Source organism: Streptomyces sp. NH27, assembly GCF_056859195.1.
In genome coordinates this window covers 1-13,014 of record NZ_JACEGK010000201.1, presented here as the reverse complement: position 1 = coordinate 13,014, position 13,014 = coordinate 1, and the positions used below count along the sequence as shown (strand labels likewise).

The 13,014-nt window shown below is 73.4% G+C and carries 10 protein-coding genes and 2 pseudogenes; 10 read left to right on the top strand and 2 right to left on the bottom strand.

Annotated elements, in window-relative coordinates:
• Positions 1–2,790 (top strand): annotated as a pseudogene (locus tag AC13HU_RS17985) (hypothetical protein); the annotation flags it as partial.
• 155 nt (positions 2,791–2,945) lie between these two features.
• Here the strand turns inward: AC13HU_RS17985 and AC13HU_RS17980 are convergent.
• Positions 2,946–3,314, bottom strand: a complete 369-nt coding sequence (locus AC13HU_RS17980) for a hypothetical protein (protein ID WP_483042900.1) — start codon at positions 3,312–3,314, stop codon at positions 2,946–2,948.
• A 243-nt stretch (positions 3,315–3,557) separates the two neighbouring features.
• Between AC13HU_RS17980 and AC13HU_RS17975 the strand changes: the two genes are divergently transcribed.
• From AC13HU_RS17975 to AC13HU_RS17960, 4 genes and pseudogenes are all read left to right on the top strand, one after another.
• Positions 3,558–6,362: a sensor histidine kinase gene (locus AC13HU_RS17975; RefSeq protein WP_483042899.1), complete on the top strand. Its 2,805-nt coding sequence runs from the start codon at positions 3,558–3,560 to the stop codon at positions 6,360–6,362.
• Positions 6,359–6,773: pseudogene (locus tag AC13HU_RS17970) on the top strand (roadblock/LC7 domain-containing protein). The gene AC13HU_RS17975 and the pseudogene AC13HU_RS17970 overlap by 4 nt, the downstream one beginning before the upstream one ends.
• A gap of 33 nt (positions 6,774–6,806) precedes the next feature.
• Positions 6,807–7,226, top strand: a complete 420-nt coding sequence (locus tag AC13HU_RS17965; RefSeq protein ID WP_483042898.1) for a DUF742 domain-containing protein — start codon at positions 6,807–6,809, stop codon at positions 7,224–7,226.
• A gap of 178 nt (positions 7,227–7,404) precedes the next feature.
• A complete protein-coding gene (locus tag AC13HU_RS17960; RefSeq protein WP_483042897.1) occupies positions 7,405–8,007 on the top strand; it encodes a GTP-binding protein in 603 nt (200 codons plus the stop codon).
• A 125-nt stretch (positions 8,008–8,132) separates the two neighbouring features.
• Here the strand turns inward: AC13HU_RS17960 and AC13HU_RS17955 are convergent, their stop codons facing one another.
• On the bottom strand, positions 8,133–8,534 hold the full coding sequence (locus AC13HU_RS17955) for an Mpo1-like protein (RefSeq protein WP_483042896.1): 402 nt from the start codon (positions 8,532–8,534) through the stop codon (positions 8,133–8,135).
• Between the two features lie 141 nt (positions 8,535–8,675).
• Here AC13HU_RS17955 and AC13HU_RS17950 point away from each other — a divergent pair, with 141 nt between their 5' ends.
• The 5 genes from AC13HU_RS17950 (at position 8,676) to AC13HU_RS17930 (ending at position 12,963) form a co-directional block, all read left to right on the top strand.
• A complete protein-coding gene (locus AC13HU_RS17950; RefSeq protein WP_483042895.1) occupies positions 8,676–9,578 on the top strand; it encodes an NUDIX hydrolase in 903 nt (300 codons plus the stop codon).
• Positions 9,575–9,907: a hypothetical protein gene (locus AC13HU_RS17945; protein WP_483042894.1), complete on the top strand. Its 333-nt coding sequence runs from the start codon at positions 9,575–9,577 to the stop codon at positions 9,905–9,907. The genes AC13HU_RS17950 and AC13HU_RS17945 overlap by 4 nt, the downstream gene beginning before the upstream one ends.
• Positions 9,908–10,069: 162 nt before the next feature.
• A complete protein-coding gene (locus AC13HU_RS17940; RefSeq protein WP_483042893.1) occupies positions 10,070–10,987 on the top strand; it encodes a hypothetical protein in 918 nt (305 codons plus the stop codon).
• 71 nt (positions 10,988–11,058) lie between these two features.
• Complete coding sequence (locus AC13HU_RS17935) at positions 11,059–12,318, top strand: adenylosuccinate synthetase (protein WP_483042892.1); 1,260 nt, start codon at positions 11,059–11,061, stop codon at positions 12,316–12,318.
• Between the two features lie 75 nt (positions 12,319–12,393).
• Positions 12,394–12,963, top strand: coding sequence for an NUDIX domain-containing protein (locus AC13HU_RS17930; RefSeq protein ID WP_483042901.1), 570 nt, complete (start codon positions 12,394–12,396; stop codon positions 12,961–12,963).
• Positions 12,964–13,014: the final 51 nt, after the last annotated feature.

Here is a 13,014-nt window from a genome sequence, read left to right as displayed (position 1 = left end):
GAGTCCGCGTCCCGCCGCGGGAAGGCGGGAGCCGGCGGTGTGGACAGCGCGGTCGTTGGCGCCGTGCTGCGCGAAGAGCCGCTGTCCGCAGCGGAGTTGGACCGTTTCGCGGAGCCGCTGCGGGAACTGCTGGAGGAGGGCGTCGCGGCGGCCGAACGGCAGATGTTCGAGCTGCGCACGGCCGCCGCGGACGACTCCCGTATCCTCGGCGCGCTCGGCGACGGCGGGTTGCTGCCGCCCGGCCCCGACGTGCTGGCCACCGTGGAGTTCCTGGCCGAGCACGGCGTCCCCGCACTGCCCGGCTGGCGGTATCTGGCCCAGGCCGTCGCCCCGGCCGACCACGCCGCGGTGATGGCGGCCCGCCCGGAACTGGTCGACGGGGTCGTGGTGACCGACCCGGGCTCGTACGCGCGGGCCCGGGAGGCGCTGGCCCAGGCCGCGTTGCTGCCGAGGTCGACCGTCGCCGTGGGCACCGCGGCCGCGCTGCTGGCCCCGCCGCCCGCCGCCGACCACGCCCCCGACGTGTTCCTGGTCCCGCCGAACCCGGCGATGCACGACGAGATGGCCGCCGACGGCGAGCGCCGCGAACTGCGCGGACGCGCCGCCGCCCGCGAGGAGGAGATCCGTACGCTCGCCGCCCGGCTGGCGCACGACCGTACGCTCGCCGCGCGCCTCGCCTCCTGGCGGGCGTCCTGCCCGCCCGGGCGCCTCGCGGAACTCGCCGAGGAGGTCGCCGCCGCCCAGGCCACCGCCGAGGGTGCCCGCGCCGAGCTGACGGCCGCGCGGGAGGAGCACGCCGACGCCGACGCCGCCGCCGCCGTAGCCGGTGCGGACCATGACGTCCGCCGGGCGGCCGCCGAGCAGGCCCGCCGCCGCGCCGACGCGCTCGCCGGCCTGGCACACCGGCTGCGCGAACGCGCCAACTGGCAGCGCAGGGCACGTGAACTGGCCGCCGACGCCGCCGAGGCCGAGGCCCGCGCGCAGACCTGCCTGGACCGGGCCCGGCCCGCCGACGAGGACCGCAGAGCCGCCCAGCGCGCCTCCGACGACGCCCGCCGCACCGCACGGGTGCTGCGCGCCGAGCGCGCGGAGATCGCCGGCGCACCCGAGGACACCCCCGAGCCCGACGCCGAAGAGCCGTCCGCCTCCTCGCTGCCCGCACTGCGCGAGGCGTACCGCGCGGCCTCGCAGGTCTACGAACAGGTCGGCGTCGGCGCCGACCTGCGCGCCGAACAGGCCCGCGCGGAGAGCACCGAGAACGCCGCGCTCGCCGAACTGGAACGCCTCAGCAACAAGGTCCGCAGCCGCGCCGCCCAACTCCTCGAAGGCCCCGACGGTTCCGACGGCCCGTCCCGGCAGGCCGCCGCCGGCCGCGCGGAACAACTCGTACAGACCCTGGAGTCACGCCAGTCGGCCGCCAGCGAGCAACTCGGTCGGCTGCGCGCCGAGGCCGAACGTCTCGCCCCGGCCGACGGCGACGCCCACGCGGTGCTGCCCGACGCCCTCACCCCGCGCGACGCCGAGCACGCCCAGCAACTGCTGCGCGCCGCCAACGCCGAACTCGCCACCCACACGGAGGAACTGGACCGGGCCAGGACCGCGCACGCGGACATCCTCCGATCCCACCGCGCCTCGGAGGACGCGGCCAGTGGCTTCGACGAGACCGCCGCACTCCTGCGCGACCTGCTGCGCGACGGCCCGCAGACCGCCGCCGAGGACGACGAACCGGAGCCGTACCCCGGCAGCCTGGAGGAGGCCCGCCAGGCCGCGGCCGAGGCCCGGCGCGGGCTGCGCGGCTGCGCCGCCGACCTGTCGACCGCCGACACCCAACTGCGGGACGCCTCCGACGTGCTGATCCGGCACGCCAACGCGGTCCGCTATGAGCAGGTCCGCACCCCCGCCCGGCAGCAGATCAGGGAGCTGCCCGCATCCTCGCTGCCCGAGCACGCCGCCGCCTGGGCCGCGGCGTTCGCCCCCCGGCTGCGCGTACTGACCGACGAGCTGGGCCAGTTGGAGCGCAACCGGGACAGCATCGTGGACCGGCTGCGCGGCCTGGTCGAGTCCTCGCTCGCCACGCTCCGCTCCGCGCAACGCCTGTCCCGGCTGCCGGAGGGGCTCGGCGAATGGTCCGGGCAGGAGTTCGTGCGGATCCGCTTCGACGACCCCGACCACGCGGTGCTCACCGACCGGCTCGGCGAGGTCATCGACGAGGCCACCCGCGCCGCTGTCCGGAAGAACTCCGACCTGCGGCGCGACGGCATGACGCTGCTGCTGCGCGGGGTCGCCGGGGCGCTGGAACCGCGCGGGGTCGCCGTGGAGATCCTCAAGCCGGACGCGGTGCTGCGCGCCGAGCGGGTGCCGGTCGGCCAGATGGGCGATGTGTTCTCCGGCGGCCAACTCCTCACCGCCGCCATCGCGTTGTACTGCACGATGGCCGCGCTGCGCAGCAACGACCGTGGCCGGGACCGCCAGCGGCACGCCGGCACCCTCTTCCTGGACAACCCCATCGGACGCGCCAACGCCACCTACCTGCTGGAGCTCCAGCGCGCCGTGGCCGACGCGCTCGGCGTGCAACTGCTCTACACCACGGGCCTGTTCGACACGACCGCGCTCGCCGAGTTCCCGCTGGTGGTGCGGCTGCGCAATGACGCGGACCTGCGGGCGGGCCTGAAGTACATCAGCGTCGAGGAGCATCTGCGGCCCGGCCTGCCGGTGCCCGACCCGCGCGGCGAGCAGGTGCACGGCGAGATCACCGCCACCCGGATGTTCCGCCGCCCCGCGGAGGTCTGAGCAGCCCGAGCCGCGAACGCCGGACGCCCGAGCCGCGTTCGCGGGCAGCGCGTACCGCCACGACGGCCGGCCCGTACCGCCGAGAGGCGTACGGGCACGTGCTTCGCTTCCGGCGCGCGCCTCCTCCCGGGCCCGGGGGCGCGCGTCTCAGGTGTTCACCACCCATGCGCCCCCGGCAGATGGCCCCGCAGCGGCCCGCCGCGTATGTGCGTCCGATGTCCCGCACCGCGCCGCGCAGTTGCCCGCGCGGTCCGGCGCTCCCGGCGGCGCTCCCGGCGCAGGGCCCGCGCCGCGCTGCTCGGGCTGGACACCACTCCGTTGCGCTGGTTCCACACCTGGCGGGTGACCCATACGTCGAGCACCGCCCAGCTCGCGACGACACTGGTGAGCACCGTGGCCAACGTCATCGGCGCGCTCAACCAGGAGTCGCCGACGGCCAGTGTCGCGGCGGTCACCGCCTCTGTGAGCGCGACCGCGGAGATCAGCACCGCACGCACCGCCGCCGCCCGTACCGGATCGGGCATACGCCGGGTCGGTACGGCCTGGTCCTTCCACATTGATCGGTGTTCGAACTCCATAAGGGGTCACTGCCCCGAAACGTCCATGCCCATTCCGCCCGATCCGTCACTGGAGAAGGTGGCACTTTCCGGCCAGACCCGGTCAACCCCCCAGACTGGCTTTCGAGTTACCACTGTGGCAGTAGTAGGCTCACGCCGTTTGCACGCCACAGACCGATCCCCGTTCCGGGGCGAGACGTTGGGGAGGCCATGCGCTTTCGCGGTACGACGATCCGCCGGAAGATCGTGGCGCTGCTGCTGATCCCGCTGGTGTCCCTCACCGCCATCTGGGTCTTTGCCGCAACGATCACGAGCCGAGCGGTGTTCGGACGACCGGACGCACAGCGAATAGCGAACAACGTCGTCTATCCGTTGCAGGACACGTTGGGCGGCATCCAGCAGGAGCGGAAGGCCGCCCTGCTGTACATCGCCAACACGCGCGACTCCCAGGCACGGATCGCCTACGAGAAGCAGGGCCAGGTTACAGATTCGGCCATTGCGAAGCTGCGCACCCAAATCAGCAGCGCCCGCATGCGCAAGGAACTCAACTCCCAGGCACGCGGCCATCTCGACGACTACTTCAGCGTCATCGGCGGTCTGTCGGCACTGCGGCAGCAAGTGGACAACCAGCGAATCACCCGCGAGGACACCTACGCCGGGTACAACAACTTCGAGGCGCCCGCCTTCGCACTGTTCGACAACCTCTATCTGGCCGGCAACAGCGACCTGGAGACCGAGCGCACCGCGGCGATCGGCGTGGTCCGGGCCGAGGAGCAGATCGCCCGCGAGGACGCCCTGATGGGTGCCGCGATCAGCACCGGCCATATGAGCCGCCAGGAGTTGATCGCCTTCACCTCCGCGGTCGCCGTGGAACGCGGCTACTACGCCGACAACGTGCCGGGGCTGACAAAGGAATACCGCCAGCAGTTCGACGCGTTCCTGCAGAGCCCGGCCGGCAAGCAACTGCGCGCCGCGCAGGACGCGGTGTCGGCCGCCACCCCGGCCGACGCGCCGATCGTCGCCGCGCACCAGTCCTGGCCGACGGTGGCCGGCACCGCCGTCACCGACGTCAACAAGCTCGACCTGAAGTTGGTCGCCGACCTCACCGACCGCGCCTCGCCGGTGCCCACCTCCCTCGTCGTGGAGGCCGTGCTGGCCGGTGGCCTCGGCCTGATCGCGGTGGTCGCGTCACTGATCGTGTCGGTCCGGGTCGGCCGCGGGCTGATCCGCGACCTGACCGGGCTGCGCCGCGAGGCGCAGGAGTTGTCCGGCACCCGGCTGCCGCGCGTCATGCGCCGGCTCGCCGCGGGCGAGCAGGTCGACATCGAGACCGAGGTGCCGCGGCTGCACTACGCGGACGACGAGATCGGCCAGGTCGGCCAGGCGCTCAACGTGCTCCAGCGCGCCGCCGTCGAGGCGACGGTGCGGCAGGCCGACATGCGCAAGGGCGTCTCCGACGTCTTCGTGAACCTCGCCCGCCGCAGCCAGGTACTGCTGCACCGTCAACTCACGCTGCTGGACTCGATGGAGCGGCGCACCGAGCAACCCGATGAACTCGCGGACCTGTTCCGGCTGGACCACATGACCACCCGTATGCGGCGGCACGCCGAGGGCCTGGTCATCCTCTCCGGCGCGGCCCCGTCCCGGCAGTGGCGCAAGCCGGTGCAGCTGATGGACGTGGTCCGCGCGGCCGTTGCCGAGGTCGAGGACTACGAGCGGATCGAGGTTCGCCGGCTGCCGCGGCTGGCCGTGGCCGGCGCCGCGGTCGCCGACCTCACCCACCTGCTCGCCGAACTCATCGAGAACGCCGCGGTGTTCTCACCTCCGCACACCCAAGTGCGGCTGCACGGCGAGCCCGTCGCCAACGGCTTCGTGCTGGAGATCGACGACCGCGGCCTGGGCCTGACCCCGGACGCCCTGCTCGAAGCGAACCTGCGGCTCGCCGAGACCCCCGAGTTCGAACTGTCCGACACCGACCGGCTCGGCCTGTTCGTGGTCAGCCGGCTCGCCCAGCGGCACAACGTACGCGTCTCGCTGCGGCAGTCCCCGTACGGCGGCACCACCGCGGTGGTGCTGGTGCCGGCCGCGCTGCTCAACGAGTCCGGCGACCTCGACACCGGCGCGACCCGCCTGGACGTGGCCGCCGACCTGATGCCCGTCGGCGACACCGAGCACACCTTCCGGCAGTGGGGCCTGGACGGCGCCGGCGGCGAGCCGCACAAGGAGCACGTCGCCCACGTCGAGGAGCCGGCCGCGCCGCAGCCCGCGGCCGAACCGGACAGGGACGGGCCGTTCGGCCTGCCCCGCCGCCGGCGACGCACCGCGCCGGTCCTGGTCAGCGACCATGGCCGCCCGGTCGGCGAGCGACCGCAGCCCGCCGGCCGCGACGAGCCCGAACAGCCGTCCGAGCAGGGCACGCCGGACGTTCCGGCGGCGCAGCCCGAGCAGCCGCAGCGGGGACAGGGGCAAGAGCAGAGACAGGGGCAGGGACAAGACCAGGGCCAGGGAGCCGACCGGCCCTGGAGCGCCACGCCCCCGCCGGCCCGGCAGCCGCGCCCGCCGGTGCAAGCCGTGCCGCCGGTGAGCGGCGCCGAGCCGCTGCCGACCCGCCGCACCGCTGCCCGGCACGCCGCGCCCGCGTCCCCACCGGCGCCCGTGCCACTGCCCGCCCCGGCACCCGCACCCGCGCCCGGCAGCAGCAACACCGCCGCCCCGGCGGCCGGTTCGGCCCCCGCACCTGGTGCCACACCGGGCACCGGCACCGTACTGCCGCGCCGGGTCCGGCAGGCCAACCTGGCACCGCAGCTGCGCGGCGACGCGACGCAGCCCGGCCGCCGCGCGGAGGAGACGGCCGCACGCGAGCGGTCCGCCGACGAAGTGCGTGACCGGATGGCGTCGCTCCAGCGCGGCTGGCAGCGCGGCCGGTCCGTCGAGTCGGACCCGGAACCCGGGCCCGACGACGACACATCGACATCTGTAACGCGAACAACACCTGATGAGGAGTACGGCCGATGACGGCACCATCCAGCCCGACACGCGAGCTGAGCTGGCTCCTTGACGATCTGGTCACCCGCGTGGCCAGCATCCGCAAGGCGCTGGTGCTCTCCGGGGACGGCCTCTCCATCGGCGCGTCCGACGGGCTCACCCGCGAGGACTCCGAGCACCTTGCCGCCGTCGCCTCCGGATTCCACAGCCTGGCCAAGGGAGTTGGCCGGCACTTCGAGGCCGGCCGGGTCCGGCAGACCATCGTGGAACTCGACGATGCGTTCCTGTTCGTCACCGCGGCGGGGGACGGCAGTTGCCTTGCGGTGCTGAGCGACGCGGACTCCGACGACGGTCAACGAGATGGCCCTGCTGGTCAAGCGGGTAGGGGTACACCTGAGCAGCGCACCGCGGCACGGCGGCGGCGCGGCGCTCAGCGGCTGACCGCGATGAGCTGAATCTACGGGGTGACAGGTCATGACTTCTGAGTCGTCCGAAACTTCTGAACCGTCTTCATCGGAGCGGTGGTACGACGACGCTGCCGGACCGGTGGTGCGGCCCTACGCCATGACGCGGGGCCGCACCAGCCATGCCGCGAAGGCCAGGATCGACCTGATCGCCCTGGTGATCACCGAGCAGGCGCCCGGTGACGGGTCCGCGACCGACGACCACACCCTGTCGCCCGAACACCTCGACATCATCGAGCGCTGCCAGTACCAGGCCATCTCCGTAGCCGAGTTGGCGGCCGACCTCGATCTCCCGGTGGGCGTGGTCCGGGTGTTGGTCGGCGACCTGGTGGAAGCCTCGCACGTGCACCTTCACAAGCCGGTGCCGCCGGCCGAGTTGCCCGACGTCAGCATCCTGCGCGAGGTGATCAATGGCCTGCGCGCGCTGTAGTGCGGGACCGGGCCCGTGCCCGGTCCGCGCGGTCTCCGCCGCCGCCGTCACCGCGACCGCCGACGCGCTGCGGTATGAGCCGTCGCCAGGGCAAGTAACCTGTGTGACACGTGAGTTGTGAGTACATCACGCGCGGGCGCCTCGTCGCCCGCCCCGGTAGGGAAGTAGAGAAGAGACCATGGCCGTCGTGCGCACCGAACGCCGTCCCGAGCAGCCTGCCAAAGAGCCGGTGGCGCTCAAGTTGCTGGTGGCCGGCGGATTCGGCGCGGGCAAGACCACGCTCGTCGGCGCGGTCAGCGAGATCCGTCCACTGCGGACCGAGGAGTCGCTGAGCGAGATCGGCCGCCCGGTCGACAGCACCGTCGGGGTCGAGGGCAAGCGGACCACCACGGTCGCCATGGACTTCGGCCGGATCACGCTGCGCGAGAACCTGGTGCTGTATCTGTTCGGCACGCCCGGGCAGGATCGTTTCTGGTTCCTGTGGGACGAGTTGGCGCAGGGTGCGCTGGGTGCCGTGGTGCTCGCCGACACCCGGCGGCTGGCGGACTGCTTCGCCGCCGTCGACTACTTCGAGCAGCGCGGCATCCCCTTCGCGATCGCCGTCAACTGCTTCGACGGCGCCGAGTTGCACGACCCGCAGAGGGTCCGCGAGGCGCTCGACATCGAGCAGGGTGTGCCGGTGGTGCTGTGCGACGCGCGTGAGCGTGACTCGGCGAAGAACGTACTGATCAGCGTGGTCGAGCACGCCGCGAACATGGCGGCGCGGCGCAGCGTCGTATAACCACCGTCGGCTGAAACAGAGTTGATTGATCGTCAGCCCTCAGCCCTCAGCCGTCAGCCGTCAGCCGTCAGCCGTCAGCCGTCAGCCGTCAGCCGTCAGCCGTCAGCCGCGAGCCGGCTGGCGGCTTACGTGTGCGGGGCGCCGTCCGTGCCCGCGGCGTCCTCCGGCGCCGTGTCCGGACGCCCGTTGTCCGCGAGCCACTTCGCCGCGGTCTCGCCGAGTTCCGCGTCCCGCCCCGCGAGCATCGTGGTGATCATCTTCGCGTCGCCGCGCAGTGACCACACGGGGTGCCCGAAGGTCGCCGGGTTGTTGCCCTCGATCAGGAAGTGCGCGGGCCACGCGGTCCCGTATCCGACCAGCGGCAGAGCGGCGGCATATCGCGCCCGCCCGCGGGCCAGGCCGTAGCCGGTGATCGCGAGCCCGGTCAGCGTGCCCACGAGATGCACCCAGCGGGTCGCCGCCTTGGAGTGCATCGCCACGTAGTAGGGCCAGAACTCCTCGAAGGAGTCGTAGGTCTGCTTCGTCATTGCCGCACAGTAGCGCCGGGCCTGGACCTTGTCAGGGGTCCCTGCTATGTTCTTCTCATATCGAGAAGTACTCATCATGAGAACAACTCGGGGCGGGCGCTGGCGGCTCGATGCGGCCGGCGAGCGGAGGAGGGGACTGTCGTGGACGCGGCGCAGCATGGCCACAGCGATGAACGGGACCGGCAGGAGCGGGACTTCCTCGCCGATTACGACCCGCGCGCGTTCGATCCGATCGCGGTGACCGTCGACGTGGTCGTGCTGACCTTGCGTCAGGGGCAGTTGCACGTCCTGGCGATCGAGCGCGGCGGACCGCCCTTCGCCGGGGCCTGGGCGCTGCCCGGCGGTTTCGTACGGGCCGGGAAGGAGTCGCTCGACGCCGCGGCGGCCCGCGAACTCGCCGAGGAGACCGGCTTGGACGCCACCACCCTCGGCCGGGTCCACCTCGAACAGCTCGGTTCGTACGGCCGTCCCGACCGCGACCCGCGCATGCACGTCGTCTCCATCGCCTACCTCGCTTTCGCGCCGGGCCTGCCCGACGCCCAGGCGGGCGGCGACGCGGCCGGCGCCGCCTGGCTCCCGGTGGCGGCGGTCGCCCCCGCCGGGCAACCGGAAACGGCGGCTTGGCGTCCCTTCGAGCAGGGTCGGCCGACCGGAACCCACGGGGGTGGTACCGGTCGCCGACCCCTTCCTCCGGCATCCGGCGGCGCCGTGCTCGCCTTCGACCACGCGCGCATCCTCACCGACGCGCTGGAGCGGGCCCGCGGCAAGATCGAGTACACCCCGCTGGCGACCGCGTTCCTCGCCGAGACCTTCACCATCAGCGAGCTGCGCGCGGTCTACGAGACGGTGTGGGGCGCCCCGCTGCACGCCGGCAACTTCCACCGCAAGGTGCTGTCCGTGCCCGGCTTCGTGGAGTCCACCGGGCAGACCGACAGCCGACCCGGCAGCCGCGGTGGCCCGCGCGCCCGCCTCTACCGGGCCGGCGACGCCAAGTTGCTGCACCCCGCGCTGCTGCGCCCGGACCGCGAGGCGGACATACGGTGAGCGCCGCCGACGCGCGTACCGTCCCCGGCCGCCCGGGTGCCGCCGCCGCACCGGACGGGCGTCCTGCAGCAGGTGGGCGCCCCGCAGCAGGTGGGCGTCCCGAGGCGGGCGCGCCCGCAGAACCGCGCACCTTCGAGGAGGCCCTGGCCGTACTCGACCGCGGCGCCGCCTTCCCCGCCGACCCCGCGCAGGCCGCGGGCCGTTTCCGGCGGCCGGTCCGGCTGCTGCACCCGGACACCGCCCCGCCCGGCCGCGCCGCACAGGCCACCGCCGCCTTCGCCCGGCTCGGGCCGCGCACCTTCCGCCCGTTCACCATGCCGGCCAACTGATCGACGCGGACAGGCCGTTCACCCGGCCACCCGATGCCGCACATCGCACCACGTCGCACGCCATGCCACGCCACGTCACGCCACGTCACACCGCTTCGCACCCACACCACACCGCACCACGTCACGCACCACGTCACGCACCACGTCACCAGGGGGAACACCATGGGCAGCGGAAACTGGTCCACCAACGTCTACGACGCCGCCGAGCGCTACCGTTCGGCCTCCGGCGCCAGCGCCTTCGCCTACAGCGACGGCGTCAAGCACACCTCCCCGCGGTCGAGTTGGACCGCGCACCCCTCGCTCGACCCGCACGGCCTCGCCACCCGCGAGAGCCGCGACTCCGCCGAGCACCCCACCTCGCTCGCCATCTCCGTCCTCTTCGACGTCACCGGCTCCATGGGCGGCGTCCCGCGCGTCCTCCAGACCAAACTGCCCGAACTCTTCGGACTGCTGCTGCGCAAGGGCTACACCGAGCACCCGCAGATCCTCTTCGGCGGCGTCGGCGACGCCACCTGCGACCGAGTGCCGCTCCAGCTGGGCCAGTTCGAGTCCGACAACCGGATGGACGAGCAGCTCGGCAACATCCTCCTCGAAGGCGGGGGCGGCGGCCAGATGACCGAGTCCTACGAACTCGCCCTCTACGCCATGGCCCGGCACACGTCCCTGGACTGCCACGAGAAGCGGGGCCGCCGCGGCTACCTCTTCCTCATCGGCGACGAGATGCCCTACGGCAAGGTGAAGGCCCGCGAGATCCGCGCCGTGCTCGGCGACCGTGTCCAGCAGGACATCCCCCTGCCCGAGATCCTCGCCGAACTGCGCCGCAAGTTCCACGTCTTCTACATCCTCCCGGCCGGCGCCTCGCACGCCGGCAACTCCGAAGTCCTCACCCTCTGGCGCCGCCTGCTGGGCCAGAACGTGATCGAACTGGACGACCTCGACGCCGTCTGCGAGACCATCGCGCTCACCGTCGGCCTCGGCGAGGAGGCCATCGACCTCGCCGCGGGCCTCGCCGACCTCGCCGAAGTCGGCTCCACCGTCGGCCCCTCGGTGGCCCGGGCCCTCACCCCCCTGACGCGCTGACGCCCGTACGGCGGGCAGGGCAGGTCAAACGGTCGCCCCGGGGCGCGCACCCGGCAACGAGAGGAGTCCCCGTGCAGCCCGAGCACACCGCGGTCGTCGACCTCGGCTACGGCGACGCCGGCAAGGGCGCCGTGGTCGCGCGCCTGTGCCAGGAGCGGATCTTCACCGCCGTCGTCCGGTTCAACGGCGGCCCGCAGGCCGCCCACAACGTGCTGACCGCCGACGGCCGCCACCACACCTTCGCCCAGTTCGGCGCCGGCACCTTCCACGGCACCCCCACCCACCTGTCCCGCTTCATGTCCGTCGACCCGCTCGCCCTGGCCGCGGAGGCCGACCACCTCCGCGCCCTGGGCGTCCCGGCGCCGTACGGCCTGCTCACCGTCGACCGCGCGGCGCGGCTCGTCACGCCGTACCACGCCGCGGCCAACCGGCTGCGCGAACAGGCCCGCGGCGCGGACCGGCACGGCTCGTGCGGCATGGGCGTGGGGGAGGCCGCCGGCTACGCCCTGGCGCATCCGGCCGACGCGCCCACCGCGGGCGACTGCACCTCCCGGCCGCGGCTGCTGCGCAAGTTGCGCCTCCTGCGCGACCGTCTCACCGACGAACTCGGGCCGCTGCCCGCGCCGCCGGTCGAGGACTGCGCCGCCGCGCTCGCGGCGTTCGCCGGCGCGGTCGCCCTCACCGACGAGACGCATCTGCGCCGCCTGGTCCGCGGCGGCCCGCTCGTCTTCGAAGGCGCTCAGGGCGTCCTGCTCGACGAGTGGCACGGCTTCCACCCGTACACCACCTGGTCGACCACCACCTTCGCCAACGCCGACACCCTGCTCGCCGAGGCCGGTGCGCCGGACCCGGCGCGGCGGATCGGCGTGGTGCGCACGTACACCGTCCGGCACGGGCCGGGCCCGCACGTCACGCAGGAGCCGGAGCTGGCCGCGGCGCTGCCCGAGCCGCACAACGGCCACGGCCGCTGGCAAGGGGCCTTCCGGGTCGGGCACTTCGACGCGGTCGCGCATGCGTACGCCGTCGAGGCGTGCGGGGGAGTGGACGCGCTGGCAGTCACCCACCTCGACGCGCCGCCGCGCTGCCCGGGACTGCGGATCTGCCACGGCTACGCGATCGAAGGCCGGTTGGTGGAACGACTGCCGGTCGGTCCGCCCGGCGACCTCGACCGCCAGGCCGCGCTCACCGGTCAACTGCTCGGCGCGCACCCCGCGTTGTGGTCCATCCCGGAGCACTGGCCCACCACGCTCAGCGCCCTGCTCGGCGCACCCGTCGTGATGGAGTCCCACGGCCCGGCCCGCCAGGTGCTGACCGGCGCCACGGTCGGATAGGGTCCGCGGGTGCCCACCGAATCCGCGCGCGCCGACACCCCGGCCGCCGACTCCCCGCATGCCGATGCCGACAGCGTGGATGCCGACAGCGCCGATACCGCCCGCGCCGGCTCGTACCGCCCCGACTCGCACTGCTCCACCTGCGGAACGCCCGACCCCGACACCGCGATCTGGCCGCGCACCTGCCCCGCCTGCGGCCACACCGCCTACCGCAACCCGCTGCCGGTCGCGGTGTGCCTGCTGCCGGTCCACGACGCGGACGGCACCGGCCTCGTCGTCATCCGCCGCACCATCCGGCCCGCGCTGGGCCGGCTCGCGCTGCCCGGCGGCTTCATCGACTTCGGCGAGACCTGGCAGCAGGCCACCACAAGGGAGTTGGCGGAGGAGACCGGCATCGTCGCCCAAGCCGCCGACGTGGTGCTCGCCGACGCCCTGACCGACACCGACGGCGGCTACCTGCTGCTGTTCGGCCTGCTGCCGCCGCGCCCGGCCGGCGAACTGCCGCCCTCCGTCGCGACCGACGAGACCGAGGGCTACGAACTCCTGCACGGGCCACAGGAGTTGGGCTTCCCGTTGCACACCCTCGCGATGCGCCGCTGGTTCGACGGCGACTACGCCTCCAACCCCCGCACCCGCACCTCGTAGCCGACCTCGCCGCCGTCCTCCCGCTCCACCACGACCCGGTCCTCCTTCCAG

What these genes read in the sequence shown, in the direction of transcription:
- AC13HU_RS17955 (WP_483042896.1), bottom strand. Translation starts at nt 8,534, where the DNA reads ATGACGAAGCAGACCTACGACTCCTTCGAGGAGTTCTGGCCCTACTAC.
- AC13HU_RS17975 (WP_483042899.1), top strand. Translation starts at nt 3,558, where the DNA reads ATGCGCTTTCGCGGTACGACGATCCGCCGGAAGATCGTGGCGCTGCTG.
- AC13HU_RS17960 (WP_483042897.1), top strand. Translation starts at nt 7,405, where the DNA reads ATGGCCGTCGTGCGCACCGAACGCCGTCCCGAGCAGCCTGCCAAAGAG.
- AC13HU_RS17980 (WP_483042900.1), bottom strand. Translation starts at nt 3,314, where the DNA reads ATGCCCGATCCGGTACGGGCGGCGGCGGTGCGTGCGGTGCTGATCTCC.
- AC13HU_RS17965 (WP_483042898.1), top strand. Translation starts at nt 6,807, where the DNA reads ATGACTTCTGAGTCGTCCGAAACTTCTGAACCGTCTTCATCGGAGCGG.
- AC13HU_RS17940 (WP_483042893.1), top strand. Translation starts at nt 10,070, where the DNA reads ATGGGCAGCGGAAACTGGTCCACCAACGTCTACGACGCCGCCGAGCGC.